General features: G+C 71.2%; 20 protein-coding genes. 13 read left to right on the top strand and 7 right to left on the bottom strand.

What is annotated here, in order from left to right; all coding sequences use genetic code 11:
- Window positions 1-122 precede the first annotated feature (122 nt).
- The 4 genes from PKF00_RS07220 to PKF00_RS07205 all read left to right on the top strand — a co-directional run bounded on the left by PKF00_RS07220 (window position 123) and on the right by PKF00_RS07205 (window position 3,644).
- Window positions 123-1,592, top strand: coding sequence for a 3-hydroxyacyl-CoA dehydrogenase family protein (locus PKF00_RS07220; protein WP_271216585.1), 1,470 nt, complete (start codon window positions 123-125; stop codon window positions 1,590-1,592).
- Window positions 1,589-1,912, top strand: a complete 324-nt coding sequence (locus PKF00_RS07215) for an Rv1322 family protein (RefSeq protein WP_498073060.1) — start codon at window positions 1,589-1,591, stop codon at window positions 1,910-1,912. The genes PKF00_RS07220 and PKF00_RS07215 overlap by 4 nt, the downstream gene beginning before the upstream one ends.
- A gap of 126 nt (window positions 1,913-2,038) precedes the next feature.
- Window positions 2,039-2,752 carry an alpha/beta hydrolase gene (locus PKF00_RS07210; protein WP_271216583.1) on the top strand — a complete coding sequence of 238 codons (714 nt, stop codon included), beginning with the start codon at window positions 2,039-2,041 and terminating at the stop codon, window positions 2,750-2,752.
- A gap of 100 nt (window positions 2,753-2,852) precedes the next feature.
- Window positions 2,853-3,644, top strand: coding sequence for an alpha/beta fold hydrolase (locus PKF00_RS07205; protein WP_271216582.1), 792 nt, complete (start codon window positions 2,853-2,855; stop codon window positions 3,642-3,644).
- On the opposite strand, the gene PKF00_RS07200 is transcribed toward PKF00_RS07205, so the two are convergent.
- From PKF00_RS07200 to mce, 3 genes are all read right to left on the bottom strand, one after another.
- Window positions 3,604-4,845, bottom strand: a complete 1,242-nt coding sequence (locus PKF00_RS07200) for an AI-2E family transporter (RefSeq protein ID WP_271216581.1) — start codon at window positions 4,843-4,845, stop codon at window positions 3,604-3,606. The two genes, PKF00_RS07205 and PKF00_RS07200, sit on opposite strands and share 41 nt — an antisense overlap.
- A gap of 125 nt (window positions 4,846-4,970) precedes the next feature.
- Window positions 4,971-6,251: a DivIVA domain-containing protein gene (locus PKF00_RS07195; RefSeq protein ID WP_271216580.1), complete on the bottom strand. Its 1,281-nt coding sequence runs from the start codon at window positions 6,249-6,251 to the stop codon at window positions 4,971-4,973.
- A 199-nt stretch (window positions 6,252-6,450) separates the two neighbouring features.
- A complete protein-coding gene (gene mce, locus PKF00_RS07190) occupies window positions 6,451-6,873 on the bottom strand; it encodes a methylmalonyl-CoA epimerase (RefSeq protein WP_271217030.1) in 423 nt (140 codons plus the stop codon).
- A gap of 84 nt (window positions 6,874-6,957) precedes the next feature.
- Here mce and PKF00_RS07185 point away from each other — a divergent pair, with 84 nt between their 5' ends.
- Together PKF00_RS07185 and meaB are read left to right on the top strand one after the other, a co-directional pair.
- Window positions 6,958-8,145, top strand: coding sequence for an acetyl-CoA C-acetyltransferase (locus PKF00_RS07185; protein WP_271216579.1), 1,188 nt, complete (start codon window positions 6,958-6,960; stop codon window positions 8,143-8,145).
- A gap of 2 nt (window positions 8,146-8,147) precedes the next feature.
- Window positions 8,148-9,137 carry a methylmalonyl Co-A mutase-associated GTPase MeaB gene (gene meaB, locus PKF00_RS07180; protein ID WP_271216578.1) on the top strand — a complete coding sequence of 330 codons (990 nt, stop codon included), beginning with the start codon at window positions 8,148-8,150 and terminating at the stop codon, window positions 9,135-9,137.
- Window positions 9,138-9,183: 46 nt separating this feature from the next.
- On the opposite strand, the gene PKF00_RS07175 is transcribed toward meaB, so the two are convergent.
- Window positions 9,184-9,858: a DUF4230 domain-containing protein gene (locus PKF00_RS07175; RefSeq protein WP_271216577.1), complete on the bottom strand. Its 675-nt coding sequence runs from the start codon at window positions 9,856-9,858 to the stop codon at window positions 9,184-9,186.
- Between the two features lie 55 nt (window positions 9,859-9,913).
- Window positions 9,914-11,803, bottom strand: coding sequence for a hypothetical protein (locus tag PKF00_RS07170; protein WP_271216576.1), 1,890 nt, complete (start codon window positions 11,801-11,803; stop codon window positions 9,914-9,916).
- Window positions 11,804-12,106: 303 nt separating this feature from the next.
- On the opposite strand from PKF00_RS07170, the gene PKF00_RS07165 reads away from it, so the two are divergent.
- The 5 genes from PKF00_RS07165 (at window position 12,107) to PKF00_RS07145 (ending at window position 17,761) form a co-directional block, all read left to right on the top strand.
- Window positions 12,107-12,640, top strand: a complete 534-nt coding sequence (locus PKF00_RS07165; protein ID WP_271216575.1) for a MarR family winged helix-turn-helix transcriptional regulator — start codon at window positions 12,107-12,109, stop codon at window positions 12,638-12,640.
- A 124-nt stretch (window positions 12,641-12,764) separates the two neighbouring features.
- The gene (gene icmA / locus PKF00_RS07160) at window positions 12,765-14,432 is read left to right on the top strand and encodes a coenzyme B12-dependent isobutyryl-CoA mutase large subunit (RefSeq protein WP_271216574.1); all 1,668 of its coding nucleotides are present in this window, start codon (window positions 12,765-12,767) and stop codon (window positions 14,430-14,432) included.
- 144 nt (window positions 14,433-14,576) lie between these two features.
- Window positions 14,577-15,509, top strand: coding sequence for a tetratricopeptide repeat protein (locus PKF00_RS07155; RefSeq protein WP_271216573.1), 933 nt, complete (start codon window positions 14,577-14,579; stop codon window positions 15,507-15,509).
- A gap of 128 nt (window positions 15,510-15,637) precedes the next feature.
- Entirely contained in the window at window positions 15,638-16,267 is a 630-nt protein-coding gene (locus tag PKF00_RS07150) for a cytidylate kinase-like family protein (RefSeq protein ID WP_271216572.1), read from the top strand.
- Window positions 16,268-16,348: 81 nt separating this feature from the next.
- Window positions 16,349-17,761, top strand: coding sequence for an NAD-dependent malic enzyme (locus PKF00_RS07145; RefSeq protein WP_271217029.1), 1,413 nt, complete (start codon window positions 16,349-16,351; stop codon window positions 17,759-17,761).
- Window positions 17,762-17,808: 47 nt separating this feature from the next.
- Here the strand turns inward: PKF00_RS07145 and PKF00_RS07140 are convergent, their stop codons facing one another.
- The gene (locus PKF00_RS07140) at window positions 17,809-18,549 is read right to left on the bottom strand and encodes a hypothetical protein (protein WP_271216571.1); all 741 of its coding nucleotides are present in this window, start codon (window positions 18,547-18,549) and stop codon (window positions 17,809-17,811) included.
- A 132-nt stretch (window positions 18,550-18,681) separates the two neighbouring features.
- Between PKF00_RS07140 and PKF00_RS07135 the strand changes: the two genes are divergently transcribed.
- Entirely contained in the window at window positions 18,682-19,260 is a 579-nt protein-coding gene (locus PKF00_RS07135; protein WP_271216570.1) for a YqgE/AlgH family protein, read from the top strand.
- Window positions 19,261-19,268: 8 nt separating this feature from the next.
- Here the strand turns inward: PKF00_RS07135 and PKF00_RS07130 are convergent, their stop codons facing one another.
- A complete protein-coding gene (locus PKF00_RS07130) occupies window positions 19,269-19,904 on the bottom strand; it encodes a TetR family transcriptional regulator (protein ID WP_271216569.1) in 636 nt (211 codons plus the stop codon).
- Window positions 19,905-20,067: 163 nt separating this feature from the next.
- Here PKF00_RS07130 and PKF00_RS07125 point away from each other — a divergent pair, with 163 nt between their 5' ends.
- Window positions 20,068-21,660 (top strand): DHA2 family efflux MFS transporter permease subunit, encoded by a 1,593-nt coding sequence (locus PKF00_RS07125; RefSeq protein ID WP_425582241.1) that lies wholly within the window; start codon window positions 20,068-20,070, stop codon window positions 21,658-21,660.
- Window positions 21,661-21,811 lie beyond the last annotated feature (151 nt).

The following is a 21,811-nucleotide window of genomic DNA, read 5'->3' as shown; positions in this document are numbered from 1 at the left end:
CGGCGGAAGCATGAGAGCGGCGGGACGGTGGTTGTTCGGAGGCGGGGGCGTCTTGACCCGCGGCTGCCGATTATCCAGGTTGGTTTTGGGATGGGATGGACACCTCTGGGAGACTGGGCGGCATGACGCGGAGCTTTGAGAAGGTCGGAGTTGTCGGGCTCGGCACGATGGGCGCGGGGATCGCCGAGGTGTTCGCCCGCGCGGGCCTCGCCGTGGTCGGCGTGGAGGCCGACCCCGACGCCCTGGAGCGCGGCCGGGGCCATCTGGAGGCGTCCACCGGCAGGGCCGTGGCGAAGGGCAGGCTGAGCGAGGCCGAACAGGCGGAGATCCTCGGCAGGGTGACTCTGACCACCTCGCTGGAGGACCTGGCCGACGCCGACCTGGTCGTCGAGGCCATCCCCGAGGTCATGGACTTCAAGCGGTCCCTCTTCACGGACCTGGACCGGATCTGCAAGCCGTCCGCGGTGCTCGCGACCAACACCTCCTCGCTCTCGGTCACCGGGATCGCGGCCACGACCACCAGGCCGGGCCAGGTCGTCGGCATGCACTTCTTCAACCCCGCGCCGATCATGAAGCTGGTCGAGGTGATCCACACGGTGGTCACGGAGGACGGCCTGGCCGACGAGATCGCCGCCCTCGCGCGACGGCTCGGCAAGACGCCGGTGAGCGTCGGCGACCGCGCCGGCTTCGTGGTCAACCGGCTGCTGCTGACCTACCTCAACCACGCCGCCGTCCTGCTGGAGAACGGCCTGGCCACCCGCGACGGCATCGACGCCGCGATGAGGCTCGGCGTCGGGCTGCCGATGGGCCCCTTCGCGCTGCTGGACCTGATCGGCCTGGACACCTCCTACGAGGTGATGTGCGTGCTGTTCCAGGAGAGCCGCGACCGCCGTCACGCCCCCGCGCCGATCCTGCGGGAACTGGTCACCGCGGGGCTGCTCGGCCGCAAGTCGGGCGGCGGCTTCTACGACGGGGACGAGCCCGCGTCCTCGCGCGCGGACGGCAAGCCCTCGGTCAGCTCCGTCGCGGTGCTCGGCGAGGGCGCGGACGAGTTCGCGGCCAGGCTCGCCGACGCCGGTTTCAAGCCGGGGTACGCCGACGACGCCGACGTGGTCGTCGCGCTGTCGCACACCCCGGTGATCGAGCTGGCCGCGCAGCTGCCGCACCCCTCGCGCCTCGTCGGCCTGCACCTGGTCGGAGACAAGGTCGCAGAGGTCGCCTCGACCGTGCTCACCTCGCCCGACGCCACGCGCGCCGTCGAGGGGCTGGTCCGGATCGTCGGCCGCACCCCCGTGCTCTGCAAGGACCGGGCCGAGTTCGTGGTCGACGCGCTCCTCTACCCCTACCTGAACGACGCCGTGCGGATGTACGACTCGGGCTACGCGGGAATCGAGGACATCGACGCGGCCATGAGACTCGGCTGCGGCTATCCGGCGGGCCCGTTCGAGATGCTCGACGCGCTCGGCCTCGAGACCGTCCGCGACGGCCTGCGCGCCCTCTACGCCGAGTATCGCGACCCGGCCTTCGCCCCGGCGCCGCTGCTCGACCAGCTCGTCACGGCCGGGGTGCGCAGCATCCGCGACCTTCCATGAGCCCCCGCAGGGCTCGCCGTATGGACCCCTTCGACCGGGGTGACGGCAAGGGGTCTCCCGCGCGTCCCGTCGGCGGCTCCGTGCCCGGGGTCGACCAGGTGGAGGAGTGGCCGGACGGCGACTGGCAGGTGCGCCGGGTCACCGGGGCCACGGCCGACAAGGTCTACCGGTGCCCGGGCTGCGACCAGGAGATCAGACCGGGCCTGCCGCACCTGGTGAGCTGGCCCGCCTGGTCGGGGGGCGAGAACGAACGCAGGCACTGGCACACCGCGTGCTGGCGCAACCGGGTCAGGCGCGGCCCGGGGCGGAGCAGGTACTGAGAGCGGCCCCGGTGCCGGACGAGGGGCCGGGGGGTGGGAAAGTGGCCGGGCCGGGCGCGGAGCCTCGCCGAACGGCGGGGCGAAGCCGGACGGACCGGCCGGTCCGGCGAGTCAGTGAGGAGAGACATGGAGATCAGGGCCTCGACGGTGCTGCCGGCACGCAGGGAGCCGATCGAGCTGCACACCGGGGACGGGCTGAAGCTCGTCGGAGAGCTGGCCCTTCCCCTGGACCGGCCGCCGGTGGCCACGCTGATCTGCCTGCACCCGCTGCCGACGCACGGCGGCATGATGGACAGCCACGTCTACCGCAAGGCCGCCAACCGGCTGCCCGCGCTGGCGGATCTGGCGGTGCTGCGGTTCAACACGCGCGGCACCTCCTCCGAGCGCGGCACCTCGGACGGCGTCTTCGGCGGTGGGGAGGACGAGCGCTTCGACGTCGCCGCGGCGCTTGAGTACGCCGACTTCCACGATCTGCCGCAGGCGTGGCTGGTCGGCTGGTCCTTCGGCACCGAGCTGACGCTCAAGTGGGGGCGCGATCCGCTCGTGACGGGAGCCGTCCTGCTCTCCCCGCCGCTGCACCGGGCGGGCGACGCCGACCTCGACGCCTGGGCGGCGTTCGGCCGTCCGCTGACGGCGCTGGTCCCCGAGTTCGACGACTACCTCAGACCGCAGGAGGCCAGGGCCAGGTTCGCCCGGGCGCCCCAGGCGGAGGTCGTCGGGGTCGACGGGGCCAAGCACCTGTGGGTCGGCGAGCCGTACGTGCGGATCGTCCTCAACGAGATCGTCCGGCGGGTCAACCCGGCGGCCTTCCCGCTGCCCACCGAGGTCCCCGGCTCATAGCCGCTCCCCGTCCCCGTCCCTGCGCGGGTGTGTCGCCGTGACGCGACTCGTCGCGCACGGAGGGGTGTCAGGACGTGGGCCCGGGACTACGGTGGACAGCGTGCAGCTGTACACACGATCCGCCGGGGAGGGACTCCCCGTCGTCCTCCTTCACGCGTTCCCGCTGTCGTCGGCGATGTGGCTGGCGCAGCGGGAGGGGCTCGCCGCCGTCTGCAAGGTCGTCACCCCCGACATGCGCGGCTTCGGCGGCTCCGTGCTCGGCGACGACGAGCCGTCCCTCGACGTGATGGCCGACGACGTCGCGCGCCTGCTCGACCGCGAGGGCTTCGACCGGGCCGTGATCGGCGGCCAGTCCATGGGCGGCTACGTGACGATGGCCATGTGCAGACGTCACCCCGACCGGCTGCTGGGGGTGATCCTCGCCAACACCAGGGCCGGCGCCGACACGGAGGCGGCCAGGGCGAACCGCGAGCGCGTCGCCGCCGCGGTGCTCGACAGCGGCTCCTCCGTCCTGGTCGAGGAGGTGCTGCCGGCGCTGGTGGGGCGGACCACCGTGCAGCGCAGGGCGATGGTGTTCGGCAGGGTGCGCGGCCTGGTCCAGTCGGCCCCGCCGCGGGCGGTCGCCTGGGCCCAGCGGGCCATGGCGGGCCGTCCCGACTCCTTCGACACCCTGCGCGGGCTCGGGGTCCCCGCCCTGGTGATCGTGGGGGAGGAGGACGAGGTCTGCCCGCCCGCCGACGCGGAGGCGATGGTCGAGGCCCTGCCCGACGGGCACCTGACCGTGATCGAGAAGGCGGGGCACCTGAGCGCGCTCGAACAGCCTGAGGCGTTCAACCGGGCCGTGGCCGCCTTCACAGCCGAGCTTGCCGGGGGAGCACCACCTCACGGATGACCAGCGCGATCGCCGCGGCCACCGGGATGGCCAGCAGCGCCCCCACGATGCCCATCAGCGCGCCGCCGAACAGCGCGGCGATCACGGTGACCGCGGGCGCCACGTCCACGGAGCGCTTCATGACGCGCGGGTAGATCAGGTAGTTCTCGATCTGCTGGTAGACCAGGAAGAAGATCGCGCAGGCGATGCCGAGAGTCCCCGACTGCAGTAGCGCGATCAGGCTCACCAGCGCCGCGCCGATCGTCGCGCCGACCAGCGGGATCAGGTCGGTGACCGCCATGACCAGGGCCAGGGCCAGGGCGTACCGCACGTCCAGGACCGCGAGGAACACCCAGGTGACGACACCCGCGATCACCGAGATCAGCAGGTTGCCCGCCACGTAGCCGCCGATGCCGTCGAGCACCTCGTCGCCGAGCGCCCTGGTCCGCTCCCTGCGGCTGCTCGGCACGAGCCTGAAGAGGTAGTCCTTGATCGAGGGCAGCGAGCCGAGGAAGTACAGCGTCAGCACCAGCAGCGTGACCCCGGAGAAGAAGGCGTCGAACACCACCGCGCTCGCGCCGACCAGGCCCCCGGCCACGGTCTGGGCGAGGCCGCCGCTGGTGATGTAGTCGCCGATCCTGGTCAGGATCTGGTACTCGCTGTCGAGTCCCCTGAGGGTGGGATTGGCCAGGAGCTCCTTGACGTATCCCGGCACCGCGCTGACGAAGGAGGCGGCCTGCTGGCTCACCGGCGGGACGATCGCCAGGCCGAAGAGCACGAAGAACAGGATGACCGCGCCGAAGACGATCGAGATCGCTCCGCGCCGGGGCATCCGCCGCCGTTGCAGGGACTCGACGGCCGGGTTGAGCCCGACGGCGAGGAACATCGCCACCACGATCAACACGATCACGCCGCGCGCCGTGACCAGGGCCTGGGCCAGTGCCCACGCGGTCAGCAGGCCCATTCCCGCGGTCAGGCCGACCAGGAACGGGCTCCTGCTCAGGGGCTTGCCCGGCTTGCCGTACGGCGCGGCGTCCTCGTCAGGCCTCTTCGGGGAGTCGGCCGTCCCCCGAAGGTCGCGCGCCCCTCCTGAGTCCGGCGAGTCCGGCGCTCCCGGGGAGTGCGACGCCTCGTGGGAGTCGGGCTCCCGAGGGGAGGGGGGAAGGCCGGGGGCAGTCGAGGGCGTCTCGGCGGCGTCGGCTGTCTGGGACGCTTCGGGCACGGCTGCTCCTGGCGGTGGGGGAGGCGAGGCCGTACGAGACGGCGGTAACACGACAAGAGAGCCTAGCGACCATCAAGGTCACCAGGCTCTCTCTTAGCCGTCGACAACGCCCCGTTGCGCGGTGCCTACTCCTGCCACCACTCCGCGTCGTCGTCCTTGGCCGGAGCCTTCGCGGCGGCCGTGACCGGCTTCTCGCTGCCGTTCGAGGCCGGGATCGCCGGCTTCGGCGGGGCGGCGGTGATCGCCGGCTCCGGGTCCGCGGCCGGGAGCGGCGCGCCGCCGAGCAGCTGGCGCAGCTGCGCGAGGTGGCTGGTGATGCTGTCGCGCTGGCGGGTCAGCTCGTCGACCTGGCGCTGGGCCACGGAACGGCTGCGCTCGGCCTCGGACTTGGCCTCGGAGACGATCGACTCGGCGCTCGCCTTGGCGTCGGCCACCAGCTGGTCGGCGTTCTTGCGGGCGTTGGCGAGCAGCTGCTTGGCGTGGGTGTCGGCCTCGCGGCGGGTCTGCTCGGCCTGCTGGGTCGCCTTGGTGGCGCGCTGCTCGGCGGTGGCCGCGCGCTGCTCGGCCTCGGAGACCAGCTTCTGGGTGTTGGCCTGCGCGGTGGCGTGGCGCTCTGCCTCCTGGCGCTCCGCCTCCTCGCGGCGGGATGCGAGCTGGATCTCGAACTCGGCCTCGTCCTGGGCGCGCTTGGCCTCGGACTCCTCGAGGACCCGCTGGGCCTGGGCGCGCATCTCGTCGGCCTGGCGCTTGGCGGTGGTGAGGATCTCGTCGCGCTCGCGCTTGGTGGAGGCGCGCAGCTGGGCGACCTCGCGCTCGGTGGTCGTGCGCAGCTTGGCGATCTCGCGCTCGGCGTCGGCCCGCTTCTCGGCGACCTCGTGGTCGGCGGTCGCCCGCAGCTTGGCGACCTCGCGCTCGGTGGTCGCGGTCAGCTCGTCGGCCTCGCGGCGGGCGGTCGAGCGGATCTCCTCGGCCTCCCGTTCCGCGGTGGTGCGCATGTCGTCGGCCTCGCGGGTGGCGAGGGCGCGCTTCTCCGCCGCCTCGTTCTCGGCGGCGGCGCGCAGGTCCGCGGCGTCGACCTTGGACGCGGCCTTGATCTCGTTCGCCTCCGAACGGGCGGCCTGGACCAGCTCGGTCGCCTGCTCCTCGGCGAGACGGAGCAGCTGCTCGATGCGCGCGCCGAGACCGGAGTAGGTGGGACGCTCCTGCTCCTGCAACTGACGCTGGGAGTCGGAGAGGTCTCTCTGCAGGCTCTGAAGCTGCTCTCTGGTCTGACGCAGTTCGTTGTCGACTTGCTTGAGGTGGTCGTGGACCTGGTGCCGGTCATAGCCGCGGAGCACCACGTCGAATTCCCGGGCGGGAGCGTCTTCGAAGAAATTGTTGAGCTGGGCGTCGATGTCGGACTGCATGGAGGCTCGATCCTGGGTTGTCGAGACGGCTACACGGGCCGGACGGGGGATTACGGACATCCAAGGCGGGAGCCGGGGCGGGATCCACACGTCCGGTGGTAGGCCAGCGTACTCTGGAGTTGCCGAGTTGTCGGTCTCCTCTGGCTTTCTGCGTGACTTGTTACGTATGAACGTTTCTTACATTTGACATGGCGTGCCTTTAGTGCTTTGGAGCCTGCACGAGTTCGGTGAGCATTCCTCCGACGTCCTTGGGATGCAGGAAAGCGATCGAGGAGCCCATCGTGCCGTGCCGGGGCTTCTCGTCGAGAAGCCTGACCCCCTTGCCGCCGATCTCCCGCATCGCCTCCGCCACGTCCGGGACGCCGAACGCCACGTGGTGCACCCCTTCGCCGCGCTTGGCCAGGAATTTGCCGACCGGTGTGTCGGGGCCGAGCGGTTCGAGGAGCTGGATGTAGGAGCCGCCGCCGTTTCCGTCCGCTATGTGCAGCATCGCCTCCTTGACTCCCTGCTCCTCGTTCACCTCGCGTGCCACCACCGTGAGCTCGAAGGTCTGCTCGAAGAGAGCGATCTTCTCCTCCAGGTCATGGCAGGCGATTCCCACATGATCGATCCGCATGAACATATGCCCAACCTCCATGGCGCTTGCTTGGGTACCCATGGGTATGGTGGCAAAGTCGTCCCAAGCCCCGCCAGGGAGGCCCCTGCTATGTCTGGTTCCGTCATCGTCGCCGGAGCTCGCACCCCCATCGGGCGGTTGCTCGGCTCACTGTCCGGCCTGTCGGCCGTCGAGCTCGGCGGCATCGCCATCAAGGCCGCGCTGGAGCGCTCCGGCGTCGCTCCAGAGGCCGTGCAGTACGTGATCATGGGTCAGGTCCTCCAGGCCGGAGCGGGCCAGATCCCCGCCCGCCAGGCCGCCGTCAGGGCCGGGATCCCGATGACCGTGCCGTCGCTGACGATCAACAAGGTCTGCCTGTCCGGACTCGACGCCATCGCGCTCGCCGACCAGCTCATCAGGGCGGGCGAGTTCGACGTCGTGGTCGCGGGCGGCATGGAGTCCATGTCGAACGCCCCGCACCTGCTGCCCGGCCTGCGCAGGGGGGTGAAGTACGGCGACGCGGGCATCGTGGACTCGATGGCCTTCGACGGCCTCTCCGACGCCTACGACCAGGTCTCCATGGGTGAGTCGACCGAGCGGCACAACGCGCGTCTCGGCCTGACCCGCGAGGAGCAGGACGCCTTCTCCGCGCGCTCCCACGAGCTGGCCGCCGCCGCCATCAAGAACGGCGTGCTCGACGACGAGATCGTCCCGGTGCCGATCCCGCAGCGCAAGGGAGAGCCGGTGATCTTCGCCGCCGACGAGGGCGTGCGGGCCGACACCACGGTCGAGGTCCTGGCACGGCTGCGTCCCGCGTTCAGCAAGGACGGCACGATCACCGCAGGCTCCGCCTCGCAGATCTCCGACGGCGCCTGCGCGGTCGTCGTGATGTCCAAGGCCAAGGCCGAGGAGCTGGGCCTGGAGTGGCTGGCGGAGATCGGCGCGCACGGCAACGTGGCCGGCCCGGACAACTCGCTGCAGTCCCAGCCCGCGAACGCCATCAGGCACGCCCTCGGCAAGCAGGGACTCTCGGTCGACGACCTCGACCTGCTGGAGATCAACGAGGCCTTCGCCCAGGTCGTCCTCCAGTCGGCCAAGGAGCTCGGCGTCCCGCTCGACAAGGTCAACGTCAACGGCGGAGGCATCGCCGTCGGTCACCCGATCGGCGCCTCGGGCGCCCGCATCGTCCTGGCCCTGGCTCACGAGCTCAGGCGCAGGGGCGGCGGGCTGGGGGCCGCGGGCCTGTGCGGCGGCGGCGGCCAGGGCGACGCCCTGATCATCCGCGTTCCCGCGGAGTGACCGTGAACGGTTCGGGTCCCGCCCCCCGCGAGGGGCGGGCCTCCGCCGTCGAGGTCTCCGACCTGGTCGCGCGGGCACGTTCCGGGCAGCCGCGCGCCGTGGCCAGGCTGATCTCCCTGGTGGAGAACGGCTCGCCGCTGCTCAGAGAGATCATGACGCGGTTGTGCGCCGACCGTCCGAACCGGGCCCGCATCATCGGGCTCACCGGCTCGCCGGGCGTGGGCAAGTCCACCTCGACCGGAATGCTCGTCCAGGCCTTCCGCAAGCAGGGCAGAAGGGTCGGCGTGCTCGCCGTCGACCCCTCCTCGCCGTTCACCGGCGGGGCGCTGCTGGGCGACCGGGTGCGGATGCAGGACCACGCCACCGATCCCGAGGTGTTCATCCGGTCGATGGCCAGCCGCGGTCACCTGGGGGGCCTGTCCTGGGCCACCCCCCAGGCGCTCCGCGTCCTCGAGGCCGCGGGATGCGAGGTCATCCTCATCGAGACCGTCGGGGTCGGGCAGGCCGAGGTGGACATCGCCTCACTGGCCGACACCACCATCGTGCTGCTCGCCCCGGGAATGGGTGACGGCGTCCAGGCCGCCAAGGCGGGCATCCTGGAGATCGCGGACGTGTTCGTGGTCAACAAGGCCGACCGCGACGGCGCGCAGGCGGCGGTGCGCGAGCTGCGCAACATGCTCGCCCTGGTCGAGCGTGACTGGAAACCGCCGATCGTGCCGACCGTCGCCTACCGGGGTGAGGGGGCGGAGGACCTGGTCGACGCCCTGGACGCCCATCTGGCCTATCTGGAGAAGTCGGGCGAGCTGGGCCGCAGACGCCATGTCAGGGCTCGCGACGAGATCGAGGCGATCGCCCTGGCCGCCCTCCGCTCCCGCTTCGCCCACCTCCACGGCGACCGGCGCCTGGACGCCCTCGCCACCCGCGTGCTCGACGACGGCCTCGACCCCTACCGCGCCGCCGACGAGCTCATGGCGGCCGTCGACGACCGCTGAACGGCCGCCGACGGGGTTTCCGCGGCCGTTCGGCGATCTCCGAAGGTCAGGGCTGGTCGGCGAACTTGACGGTGACCTTGTCGAAGCCGAGGCCGGTCAGCATGCCCTGCAGCATGGCCTTGGTGTTCTGGTCGGCCCGGTTGCGCAGGTCACTGGCCTGAGCCGCCTCGGCGATCTTCTTCTCGGCGAGCACGTAGAGCTCCTGCTGGTCGCCGGGGGAGGAGGACAGGAAGTCCTGGACCCGGTCGAAGAGGCCGCGCTGCTGGGCGTAGACGTAGGAACGCTTGTTGTCGAGGTTGGGCTTCTCGAGCTGGGCGCGGGGCAGCCTCACCGTCACCTCCCTGCGGTCGGGGGAGACGGTCAGCGCGCCCGTCGTGAGGCCGCCGAAGTCGACGTAGGCGTCGACTCCGCCCGCGCCGACGAAGAGGGTCCGGCTTCCCTTGACGGCGTCGGGCAGGAAGGCGGCGTCCTTCTCCAGGTCGACGACGACCTGGAAGTTGCCGGTCGCCGCCTCGAAGCGGCTGAGGTTGTGGATGGACTCCAGCAGCACGGGCTGGCTGCGGTCGACAGTGGTCTCGCCGAACGGGTCCAGCCACGACCAGGCCAGGCGGGCGCCCACGACGAGGAGGATCACGACGGCGAGCAGCCCGGCGAGCAGACGCCAGCCTCTCCGGCGGGGTGTGGGCACCGCCTCCGGTGGAGCTTCCAGGGGGGCATTCACAGCGGTCTCCTTCCCTCGGGGGCCGCGTTCTCACGTCGAGCCTATGCCGATCTTGTCAGCTTCGCCGAGACGGCCGCCCGTTCTCCTGCCCGCCGTCGCTCCGCCCCGTGACCCATGGCGCGCCGAGGCTTTCCCGAGCTCCGTGTGACGGCGGAGCCTGCCGGCCCGGGGGGACCTGAGCGTCCCCGACGTCCCGCCCCGCCGGAGCGCGCCGGTCGGCGTGCCGGTCGGCGCGGCCTCCCCGACGATCCGGCTCGCCCGGAGCAGCCAGGGCGCTCCCGTCCGGCGACCGGCCCCGGCCGCCCTGGGCGCTCCCGCCCGGTCGCCCGTCCGGGCGGTGCGCGACGTCTGCGTCCGTCTGCCCGGCCTGACCGCTCAGACCCTCCCGGTGAACGGGGCCGTCCCGCCACGCGGGATCCTCCCGGCCTGACCGGACCTCCCGGCCGATCCCGGCTCCTCGCTCCGCCCGCCGTTCCCGTCCCGACCGGGCGGCCCGGTCCGCCTGCCCCGCCTGAGGCCCCCTGACCTCCCGGGTCTCCTGGCCCGGCTGAGTCTCCTGACCTGGCTGAGTCTCCTGCCTGAGCTGGGTTTCCTGCCCGGGGATCCCCTGGCCCGGCTGAGACCCCTGGCCCGTCTGGACGCTCTGTCCCGGCTGCCACACCTGGCCGGTTTCCGTCTGCCCGGTCTCCGCCTGCCCCGTCTGCCCGGTCTGTTCGGCCTGGCCGCCGAAGTGGCCGTTCTGCAGCCTGCAGCCCACGAAGTCGGCGTAGTACAGCCGCAGCCACTCGCGTCGCTGGGTCTCGGTGAGGCCGGAGAACCACGCCGCGGCGTACTGGTGCTCGGGCAGCGGGCCGCTGGGCAGCGGCTTGCCGCGCAGCCACGCGATCACGATGTCGCGGTATCCGCCCGCGGGCGTGCCGTCGCAGTCCTGCGCCAGGCCCTCGACGAACTCGTCGGCGGCCTCGTCGGCGAACCCGGTGGACAGGTCGTCCACGTGGATCGGGACCGCGCCGGGCGGAAGCGAGCCGTCGTCGCTGCGAGGACGCTGCTCGAGGCGGGAGAACTCGCCGGGCGTCCCCGCCAGGCGGGAGGCGATCTTGACGAACGCGGAGCCCAGCTCGGGCAGCCCCGTGCGCATCCCCGGATGCACGCAGACCGTGATCGGCCACTCCTGGCAGCTGTAGACCACCCGCTGGGCCGAGAGCGTCGGCGGGTCGCTGAGCAGTCTGGCCATGCCGGTCCCCGCGGCCAGCACCGCGAGCAGCGCCCCGGCCAGCACCAGCGCCTGGCGCGTCACCAGCGCGGCCCAGCCGAGGAGCAGCGCGGCGCTGACCCCGAGCAGCCATAGGGTCTGGTCGGTGAAGGCCGTGGCGCTCAGCCCCTGGAACACGTCGTACGGCTCCCGCGTCGCGGGAGCGAGCCGGTCGGCCCAGGTCTCCCCCCGCGTCAGCCAGGTGAACAGGCCGTAGCAGCCGAGCCCGGCGAACACCGGGGTGATCGTCCACGGCAGCAGCCAGCCGGTGACCCAGCCGATGGTGACGTAGAGGGTCAGGCCCGCGACCCCCATGACCAGACCGCTCGGCAGCAGCCGCCCCGCCTGTTCGGTGAGCACGGTCCTGACCGCGAGCACCAGGACCGTGGCGGTGAAGGAGCCGACCACGACCGTCAGGATGGCCAGCGGCGCGCGCACCGCCTGCCAGGTGGTCAGCGACCGGCGGCCGGTCCCGCGCCGCCTGCGCACCGCCACCCAGGCGGCGAAGGCGGCGGCCACGGGCCCGGTGAGCCGCAGTGAGCCGATCACCGCGACGACGGTGTTCTCCCACGCGCTGACGCCGGGAATGAGGACGCTCCACGCCGCGACCACGCCGAGCACGAGCAGGACGGCGACCGCCACCAACGCGCTCTGCTGGAGTTCCTCGCGTGAAACGCCCCTGTGCTCACGCACCGCCGTGCGTGGAACGGATCCACGCCGTGTCGGTCGAGCCCGGACGTGTGTCAAAGGTCATACGGCGTCCGAACGCCGTCGAGTTGTCGTTCATCAAGCACCCCCCGTGCCGTGAATGTGCGGTGACCGTTCCCCTTGGCCACCGGCCCGGTCGCGTCCCCCGCTGACCGGACTGAGCGCACACGACCACTTGGCCGCGCCCTCACCATTCGATGTGGGAACCATAACCGAGCGTGACGTTTGACGCCCGGGTTCTTGGTGAAGCCATCAGTTCGGTGACGCTACGTATACGGGCGAACCGGGATGAGGTCGCGCTACCGTAGCCCTGTGGCTACAGGTCAGCTGAATCTGCCGTTCGACCCCATCGAGCGCGCCGCGGAGACGTGGCGCGTTCACTTCGGACAGTCCTCGGCCATGGCCGCCGTCACGTCGATCATGAGAGCGCACCAGATCCTGCTCTCGCAACTGGACACGCTCCTTAAACCGTATGACTTGACCTTCGCCCGCTACGAGGCGCTGGTCCTGCTCACCTTCAGCAAGTCGGGCGCGTTGCCGCTGTCCAGGATCGGCGAGCGCCTGATGGTGCATCCCACGAGCGTGACGAACACCGTCGACCGCCTCGAGCGGGCGGGCCTGGTCCGCCGCATGCGCAACCCCCGTGACGGCCGCGGGGTGCTGGCGGAGATCACCGAGCGGGGGCGGAGCGTCGTGGCCGAGGCCACGGAGAACCTCATGGGGGCCGGTTTCGCCATGACGATGTACGGCGAGGCGGAGCTGGAGCAGATGTTCGGCCTGCTCAGGACCATCCGGGTGGCCGCGGGGGACTTCGAGGGCTGATCGCCCGGCCGTTCCTTCCGGGGAGAGCCTGGCCAAAAATTAGTAGGACGTCCTAGTATCTTTCCGAGGCCACAAGCCGTACGAGAGAGCCGAGCCGCACAGGGACGGCACAAGGGAGTTGGCGATGGACGCCGAGGAGATCGAGGCGGGGAGGGCGCGCTGGCAGGCGCGCTTCGACAAGGCAACCAAGCGCGATTCCGAGTTCCGGACGCTCTCAGGGCTCGACGTGGAGCCTGTTTACGGGCCGCCCGGCGACGATCCGCGCTTCGACCGGATCGGCTGGCCGGGGGAGTACCCCTTCACCCGGGGCCTGCACCCCACCGGCTACCGGGGCAAGGCGTGGACCATCCGGCAGTTCGCCGGGTTCGGCAACGCCAGGCAGACCAACGAGCGCTACAAGATGATCCTCGGCGCGGGCGGCGGCGGCCTGAGCGTGGCCTTCGACATGCCGACGCTGATGGGCCGCGACTCCGACGACCCGCGCTCGCTCGGCGAGGTCGGCCACTGCGGGGTCGCGATCGACTCCGCCCTGGACATGGACCTGCTCTTCGAGGGCATCCCGCTGGGCGACATCACCACCTCGATGACGATCAGCGGTCCGGCCGTGCCGATCTTCTGCATGTACGTCGTCGCGGCCGAGCGTCAGGGGGTGCCGGTCGGCAAGCTCAACGGGACGCTGCAGACCGACATCTTCAAGGAGTACATCGCGCAGAAGGAGTGGCTGTTCGCCCCCGAGCCGCACCTGCGGCTGATCGGCGACCTGATGGAGTTCTGCGCCGCGGACATCCCGGCGTACAAGCCGCTCAGCGTCTCCGGCTACCACATCCGCGAGGCCGGCTCCACGGCCGCGCAGGAGCTGGCGTTCACCCTGGCCGACGGGTTCGGCTACGTGGAGCTCGGCCTCTCGCGCGGGCTCGACGTCGACGTCTTCGCGCCCGGCCTGTCCTTCTTCTTCGACGCGCACATCGATTTCTTCGAGGAGATCGCCAAGTTCAGGGCCGCGCGGCGGATCTGGGCGCGCTGGCTGCGCGACGTCTACGGGGCCAAGACGGACAAGGCCCAGTGGCTGCGCTTCCACACCCAGACGGCGGGCGTCTCGCTGACGGCGCAGCAGCCGTACAACAACGTGGTGCGCACCGCGGTCGAGGCGCTCGCGGCGGTCCTCGGCGGCACCAACTCGCTGCACACCAACGCGCTGGACGAGGTCCTCGCGCTGCCGTCGGAGAAGGCGGCGGAGATCGCGCTGCGCACCCAGCAGGTGATCATGGAGGAGACCGAGGTCGTCAACGTGGCCGACCCGCTCGGCGGCTCCTGGTACGTGGAGGCGCTGACCGACCGGATCGAGGCGGAGGCCGAGGCGATCTTCTCCAAGATCCGCGACATGGGGACCGACGGGTCGATGACCTCCGGCATCCTGCGCGGCATCGAGGACGGCTGGTTCATGTCCGAGATCGCGGAGGCCGCCTTCGACTACCAGCGCAAGCTGGAGAAGGGCGAGAAGCGGATCGTCGGGGTGAACTGCCACCCCTCCTCCATCGACGAGCCGCTGGAGATCCTCAGGGTCAGCCACGAGGTCGAGCGCGAGCAGAACCGCGTCCTCGCCGAGCGCAGGGCGGCCCGCGACGCGGGGGCCGTCGAGCGCGCGCTGGCCGCGATGGTCCAGGTCGCCAGGGGAGAGGGCAACCTCATCCCGTCCATGCTCGACGCGGTCCGCGCCGAGGCGACCCTCGGCGAGATCTGCGACGCCCTGCGCGACGTGTGGGGCGTCTACACCGAACCCGCCCGTTTCTGACGCGCCGGCCGCGCTCCGTCCCCCGCCCGACGGGCGGGGGACGCCCATGCGGGCGGAAGGGGTGTGCGAGCGGGGCGAAAGGCGCTCCGGCGGACGGAAGGGTGCTGAGTCGGCGCAGCCGCCGGGATGCGGCAGGATTGGAGTATGAGCCCAGCGGACTTCAATCGAGCAGGATCGCTCTACGGCGCCGTCGACCTCGGCGCGCGCAAGCAGGCGCTAGAGGCGCAGGCGCGCCGGGAGGCCACCGCCCAGGAGACCGGCGGCGTACCTGCGCCGGTCGTCGACGTGGACGACGCCACCTTCGCGACGGAGGTCGTCGAACGCTCCATGAACAGCCTCGTGCTGCTGGAGCTCACGGTGACCCGGGCCGAGCAGGCGAAGGGATACAGCCTGCTGCTGGAGAAGCTGGCCGCGGAGAACGCGGGCCGGTGGACCCTGGCCAGGGTGGACGTCGAGGTCAGCCCGCAGATCGCGCAGGCGCTCCGGGTGCAGAACGTGCCCGCCCTCTACGCCATCTTCCAGGGGCAGCCGGTGGCCGTCGTCCCCGGCATCGCCACCGAGGCGCAGCTGCGCGACTGGCTGTCGCAGCTCATGGAGGCCCTCGCCCAGTACCTCCCTCCCGTTCCCGAGGGCGCGGAGGCCGAGGAGCGGCCCGGGGAGCCCCCGGTCGACCCCGACGTGCTCGCCGCCGAGCAGGCCATCGACGCCGGTGACCTCGACGCCGCGACGGCGGCCTACGAGCGGCTGCTGGCCCGCTCCCCGAACGACCAGGACGCCAAGCTGGGCCTCGCCGGGCTCGGCCTCATCCGACGCACCCAGGACGTCGACCCCGCCGACGTGCAGAGCCGTCTCGCCGACCCGGCGGACGTCGACGCCCAGCTCCTGGCCGCCGACTTCGAGATGCTCTCCGGCGACGTGGACGCGGCCTTCGACCGGCTCATCGCGGTGGTGCGGCGAACCTCGGGCGAAGAGCGCGACCGGGCCAGGGTGCACCTGATCGGCCTGTTCGACACGCTTCCCGCCGACGACCCCTCCGTCAGCAAGGCCCGCAGGAACCTGGCCAGCGCGCTGTTCTGAGGCTCTGTCCCCGGGGGTGTCCCCGGGAGCCCCCCGGGGTGTCCCCGGGGGGCGATCCCCGCCTCCCGGGCACGGAAGCCGTCGTCCCCGGAGCGTGAACGGCTTCGTTTCCAGGGCATGAACAAGACATGCGGGTTGTCACCATCTCCGCGACGTACGGCACCGCCGGCGGCGTGATCGGCCCGGCGGTCGCGGGACGGCTCGGAGTGCCCTTCCTCGACCGCGCGATCCCCAGCGCGGTCGCCGTGGAGCTCGGCTGCAGTCTGGAGGACGCCCTCGTCCACGACGACCGGGCCGAACACGGCTTCGGCAGGCTGCTGGCGGGAGCCATGCGGCTGCCGACGGTCAGTTTCGGCGGCATGGACATGTATCTCCCGGGAGTCATGCCGCTGCCCGCGGAGGACTTCGTCGCCCACACAGAACGGGTGATCAGACAGGTCGCCCGCGGTCAGGGCGGCGTGATCCTCGGGCGGGCGGGCGCGCTCGTGCTGGCCGACCACCCCGGTGCGCTGCACGTGCGGCTCGACGCCCCGGCCGACCGCAGGGTGATCCAGACGGCGACCCTGACCGGGAGATCCGAGCGCGAGGCGCGCAAGCTGGTCGAGGACAACGACCGGGCGAGGGCCGCCTACGTCCGCCACTTCTACCGGGTGGACCCGGCCTCGCCGACTCTCTACCACCTGGTGCTGGACAGCACGAGCATTCCCGTCGACACGTGCGTCGAGCTGATTGTGACCGCATCGACAGCTCTGAGCTGACCTGCGTCGGCGCGGACACCCGTCCGTTGGTGGCACGATGGAGGGACTCCAACCAAGTCGGTCGCAAAGGAGCGGATGACTGTGGCCACCGTGCCGAGCGTGTCTTACTCCATCACCGTGCGTCTTGAGGTGCCTGCCGGGGGTAAGGCGGTCAGCCAGCTCACTCACGCCGTAGAGTCAGCCGGAGGCGTGGTCACCGCCCTCGACGTGACCACCGCGGGGCACGAGACCCTGCGCATCGACGTCACCTGTGCCGCGCGTGACACCGACCACGCCCAGGCGATCGTCGACAAGCTGGAGGCCGTGGAGGGCGTCGTCATCCACAAGGTCTCCGACCGGACCTTCCTCATGCACCTCGGCGGCAAGATCGAGATGAAGTCGAAGGTGCCGCTGCGCAACCGTGACGAGCTCTCCATGGCCTACACGCCCGGTGTCGCCCGCGTCTCCATGGCCATCGCGCGCAACCCGGAGGACGCCCGGCGGCTGACCATCAAGCGCAACAGCGTCGCCGTGGTCACCGACGGCTCCGCCGTGCTGGGCCTGGGCAACATCGGCCCCGCCGCCGCGCTCCCCGTCATGGAGGGCAAGGCCGCGCTCTTCAAGCGCTTCGCCGACATCGACGCCTGGCCGATCTGCCTGGACACCCAGGACGTCGACGAGATCGTGCGCACCGTCCAGGTCATGGCCCCCGGCTTCGGCGGCATCAACCTGGAGGACATCTCGGCGCCGCGGTGCTTCGAGGTGGAGCGGCGGCTGCGCGAGCTGCTGGACATCCCGGTCTTCCACGACGACCAGCACGGCACCGCGATCTGCGTGCTCGCCGCGCTGACCAACGCGCTGCGCGTGGTGGGCAAGGAGCTGAGCGAGGTCCGCATCGCGCTGGCGGGAGCCGGGGCGGCCGGCACGGCCGTGCTGCGCCTGCTGCTGGCGGCCGGCGCCCACAACGTGGTCGTCTGCGACTACCTGGGCGCGGTGCACGGCGGGCGCGACGACCTGGACGACTCGCTGCGGTGGATCGCCGACCACACCAACGCCGAGAGCTACTCCGGTGACCTGCGCGGCGCGGTCAAGGGCGCCGACGTGTTCATCGGCGTCTCCGCCCCCGGCATCCTCAACGGCGACGACATCGCCACGATGGCCGACGGCGCGGTGGTCTTCGCGCTGGCGAACCCGGAGCCCGAGGTCTCGCCCGACGACGCCCGCGAGCACGCGGCCGTGGTCGCCACCGGCCGCTCCGACTACCCGAACCAGATCAACAACGTCCTGGCCTTCCCCGGCGTCTTTCGCGGCCTGCTCGACGCCCAGGCCAGCGTGGTGACCCAGGAGATGCTGCTGGCCGCGGCCAGGGCCCTGGCCGCCGTGGTCACCGACGAGGAGCTCGGCCCGAACTACATCATCCCCAGCGTGTTCCACGCCGACGTGGCGAGCACCGTCGCGGCGGCCGTGCGCGAGTCGGCGGGCGGCCGCGCGCGCACCGGCATGACGGAGGCCTAGTCCCTCGAAGACCGCTGCCGGGCCGCTGGGCGGCTCGGCGCCGGCGGTCAGAGCCTCAGGCCTGGATAGCGGCGGGGGCCGTACGGTGACCGGTTCGGGTTGATCGGCGCGCTGGGGACCCGGCGTGGCCAGATCGTGGCGTACCACCAGATCAGCCCGCCGGTGAGCGTCACGCCTCCCGCGGTGACGGCCCAGCCGGGCGGTCCCGCGTCCGCCGGACGCGGCCGCGCGCCCGCCGGGTGGAGCTGCGCGTCCGTGCGGTGGAGGCGCGCGTCCGTGCGGTGAGGCCGTCCGCTGACAGGGAGGGATCGCGCGTTCCCGGGCGGCTGCGCCTTCCCGAGGGGCCGTGGGTCCCCGGACCGTGTCTTCCCGGGGGGCTGTGGGGCGCTGGACCGTGCCTTTCCGGGGTGTGGTCGTGCGCTCTCCGAGCGGGAGCGTCGCCGTTCGCACGATGACCTGACGGTCTGGTCGGTGTCGTCCTGTCCCTCGACCTTCACCGAGATCCTGGCGGAGCCGCCTGGCCTGACACGGACGGCCACGGTCCGCCCGCCCTCGGGGCCGATCCTTCCCCTCCCCACGGCCCGGCCGTCACGGTGAACGGCGAATGCCGTCTCGCGGTCGAGCGCCGGTCCCGCGGAGAGCGTGACCGTGGCCCTGCCGTTCCGGCACGAGACGGGGGAGACGGCGACGTCCACCCGGGCGGGTGAGTGGACGCTCGCCGCGACCATGAAGGCCAGAGCGAAGAACGCCACGGGCGTCATCGCGGCCAGCCGGCCGAGCTGTCTCATTTATCCCCCGATTAACGATCCATATCCACAGAGTTCCCGTATGACTGCTTTGCGTAACATGATGAGAGATTCGGAAGATCTAGGACGGGGGTAGCGCAGCACGGCGGGGCTTTCACCCTTCATGATGGAGACATGGCGGAGGCGATCTACGTCGGTGGCCTGCTGGTGGCGACGCCGCAGCTCGACGACCCCAACTTCCGGCGGAGCGTGGTCCTCGTCCTGGAGCACGATCTCGACGGCGGCACTCTGGGCGTGGTGCTCAACCGGCCCAGCGACATCTCGGTGACACAGGTGCTGCCCACCTGGGACGCCATGGTGACCGGACCGTCCGTGCTCTTCCAGGGAGGGCCGGTGCAGACGGACAGTGCGCTGGCCCTGGCCGCGGTCCCGAGCGGGCAGGAGCCCCTCGGCTGGCGGCGGCTGCACTCGGGCACCTCGGCGGTCTCCCGGATCGGCACCGTCGACCTCGACGCCCCGCCGGAGATCCTCGCCGGGGAGATCGCCCAGATGCGGATCTTCGCGGGATACGCCGGATGGTCGGCGGGACAGCTGGAGGCCGAGATCGGCCAGGGCGCGTGGTACGTCGTGGACTCGGAGCCGGGCGACACCTTCTATCACGACCCGGGATCGCTGTGGCGCGCGGTGCTGCGCCGCCAGCCCGACGAGCTCGCCTACGTGGCGACCTGCCCGGACGACCCCTCGATGAACTGAGGGGTCGGTCAGGCGGGGTCGGCGGGCCGGTCCCAGCCCGGACGCAGCGAGCGCTCCGCCAGGGCCAGGGTCGCCTCGAGGCGGTTGGTGAGGGAGTCGATCGCCTGTTCGCCCTCGGCGTGGCAGAACTCGAAGCCGACCCTGGCCACCGCCATGGAGAGCGCGACGACGAAGTGCGCCAGGAGGTCGTCGCGGTCCGCGCCCTCACGCCTGGCGATCTCGGCCACCAGGCGCTGCTCGTTCTCCATCATCCGGCGCACGCTCCCGCCGAGGAGCGCCGGGGTGTTCTCGATCAGCTCACGCGCTTTGAGGAACCTGGCCGAGTCGGTGAGGTCCCCCTCCTTTAACATGGTCACCAGCGCGCGCATCGCCTGGGTGAGCGCGGTGAACGGGGGCTCCTCCGCCGGGCGGGCGGCCAGCTCGGCGATCATGACCTCCTGGCCGTGGTGGGGCAGGGAGAGGGCGACGTCCTCCTTGGTCGCGAAGTAGCGGAAGAACGTGCGAGGGGAGACGTCCACCGCCGCCGCGATCTGGTCGACGGTCGTGGCCTCGTATCCCTGCTCGGCGAACAGGTCAAGGGCGGCGTCGACCAACGCAAGCCGTGTCTTCTGCTTCTTGCGCTCGCGCAGACCGGGTTGCCCCATGCATGTCACCTCTCTGAAACGTGTCGTTCACAGTCTGCCATAAGTCATGGGCTGCCTCATAAAAGGATTTGTCACTTGTCAGTGTCTGTCATAAATTACCGGGGGTTGACGCCTCAGGCGGCTTAGGCGGGGGCGAAACGAACTAACGAGGGGAACCCTTCCAATGGCACAAGCCAAGACGGTGGTCGCACCGCCACCGTCGGATCCAGGCACGTCGAGGCAGGGCCACCCGTGGCTCACGCTCCTGTCGGTGTCACTTGGCGTGATCATGGTGATGCTCGACGGCACCGTCGTCTCCATCGCCAACCCGGTGATCGCTCAGGAGCTCGGAGCATCTCTTTCCGACATGCAGTGGGTGACCAGCGGTTACCTGCTCGCGCTCGCCGTCTTCCTGATCACGGCGGGCAAGCTCGGCGACCTGTTCGGGCACAGGCTGATCTTCCTGATCGGAGTCGCCGGTTTCGCGATCAGCTCGCTGGCGATCGGCCTCAGCTCCTCTGTGGGGTGGCTGATCGGGCTGCGCGTGCTCCAGGGCCTGTTCGGCGCGCTGCTGCAGCCCGCCGCGCTCGCCCTGCTGCGGGTGGCCTTCCCCGGTGAGCGGCTGAAGACGGCGATGGGTGCCTGGGGCGGCATCATCGGCCTGTCCAGCGCCGCGGGCCCGATCGTCGGCGGCCTGCTGGTCGAGAACGTCAGCTGGCAGTCGGTCTTCTTCATCAACGTCCCCGTGGGCGTCGTCGCCCTGGGCATGGGCCTGTGGGTGCTCACCGAGAGCAAGGCGCGAGCCCTGTCGAGGATCGACTGGCTGGGCGTCGTGCTGCTGTCGGTGGCGATGTTCTCCCTGGTCTGGGCGATCATCAACGCTCCCGACTGGGGCTGGGGCGACCCGCTGACCCTCGCCTTCCTGGCCGCGACCGTGGTGTTCGGGGCCGTGTTCCTGTGGTGGCAGAGTCGCTCCCACCAGCCGCTTCTGCCGCTCAGCCTCTTCAGCAACGCCTCGGTCTCCATCGGCACCGGCCTGATGATGCTCGTCGCGTTCTCCATGTTCGGCGCGATGTTCTTCCTCACCTTCTTCTTCCAGGGCGTGCACGGGCTCACGCCCCTGGAGTCCGGCCTCAGGATGCTGCCCATGAGCGCGGGCATGATCGTCGCCTCGCCGCTGGCTGCCGTGCTCATCGGCAAGCTCGGCACCAAGATCACTGTCTCGGGCGGCATGCTGATCACCGCGCTGGCGATGTTCCTGATGTCCAGGCTCAGCCTCGAGGCGGCGTTCATCGACAGCGCGATCCCGTTCGCCCTGCTCGCGTTCGGCCTCTCGCCGGTCTTCGTCGGCGCCACCGAGATCATCGTCGGCAACGCGCCCGAGGATCTCAGCGGCGTCGCGGGCGGCGTCCAGCAGTCGGCCATGCAGGTCGGCGGCGCGCTCGGCACCGCCATCCTGGGCGCCATCGTGTCGGCGAGAGTGATGGACGTCTACCCGGCCCACTGGGCGGACGCCAAGCTCCAGCAGCTCCCCGCCGCGCAGTTCGAAGGGCTGAAGCAGCTGGCGGCCTTCGCCGGGGCCCCGACCCCCGACAAGATGCCCGGCGTGCCCGAGCCGATCGTGACGGCCATCGCCAAGGTCTCGCACCTGTCGTTCCTGGACGGCATGCACCTGGGCTTCGTGGTCAGCACCGGCGTCGCGATCCTCGCCGCCGTGCTCGCCCTGTTCGTCAAGGCGGGACGCAAGTCAGAGGACGCCCCCATCCACATGGGCTGACGAGGTCCTGTCCGCCCTTCCGCGTGTCCCCGCCCGTCCTCACGGCCTGAGCGGGGCTCCGCGGCCGTCGCACGGCTCCCGCCATCGCCCGGCGGGAGCCGTGCGCGTTCGGCCGGGCCGTGTTCTTTCAGCGTTCCGGTGTTCTGCCGGT

Source organism: Streptosporangium carneum (assembly GCF_027922005.1).
Classification (GTDB): domain Bacteria; phylum Actinomycetota; class Actinomycetes; order Streptosporangiales; family Streptosporangiaceae; genus Streptosporangium; species Streptosporangium carneum.
The sequence above is the reverse complement of the archived record's forward strand: the minus strand, read 5'-3'. Positions and strand labels throughout refer to the sequence as shown.

Coding starts and splice junctions, on each gene's coding strand:
- PKF00_RS07220 (WP_271216585.1), top strand. CDS start 123: ATGACGCGGAGCTTTGAGAAGGTCGGAGTTGTCGGGCTCGGCACGATG.
- PKF00_RS07215 (WP_498073060.1), top strand. CDS start 1,589: ATGAGCCCCCGCAGGGCTCGCCGTATGGACCCCTTCGACCGGGGTGAC.
- PKF00_RS07210 (WP_271216583.1), top strand. CDS start 2,039: ATGGAGATCAGGGCCTCGACGGTGCTGCCGGCACGCAGGGAGCCGATC.
- PKF00_RS07195 (WP_271216580.1), bottom strand. CDS start 6,251: ATGCAGTCCGACATCGACGCCCAGCTCAACAATTTCTTCGAAGACGCT.
- mce (WP_271217030.1), bottom strand. CDS start 6,873: ATGTTCATGCGGATCGATCATGTGGGAATCGCCTGCCATGACCTGGAG.
- PKF00_RS07185 (WP_271216579.1), top strand. CDS start 6,958: ATGTCTGGTTCCGTCATCGTCGCCGGAGCTCGCACCCCCATCGGGCGG.
- PKF00_RS07165 (WP_271216575.1), top strand. CDS start 12,107: ATGAGGTCGCGCTACCGTAGCCCTGTGGCTACAGGTCAGCTGAATCTG.
- icmA (WP_271216574.1), top strand. CDS start 12,765: ATGGACGCCGAGGAGATCGAGGCGGGGAGGGCGCGCTGGCAGGCGCGC.
- PKF00_RS07155 (WP_271216573.1), top strand. CDS start 14,577: ATGAGCCCAGCGGACTTCAATCGAGCAGGATCGCTCTACGGCGCCGTC.
- PKF00_RS07150 (WP_271216572.1), top strand. CDS start 15,638: ATGCGGGTTGTCACCATCTCCGCGACGTACGGCACCGCCGGCGGCGTG.
- PKF00_RS07140 (WP_271216571.1), bottom strand. CDS start 18,549: ATGAGACAGCTCGGCCGGCTGGCCGCGATGACGCCCGTGGCGTTCTTC.
- PKF00_RS07135 (WP_271216570.1), top strand. CDS start 18,682: ATGGCGGAGGCGATCTACGTCGGTGGCCTGCTGGTGGCGACGCCGCAG.
- PKF00_RS07130 (WP_271216569.1), bottom strand. CDS start 19,904: ATGGGGCAACCCGGTCTGCGCGAGCGCAAGAAGCAGAAGACACGGCTT.
- PKF00_RS07125 (WP_425582241.1), top strand. CDS start 20,068: ATGGCACAAGCCAAGACGGTGGTCGCACCGCCACCGTCGGATCCAGGC.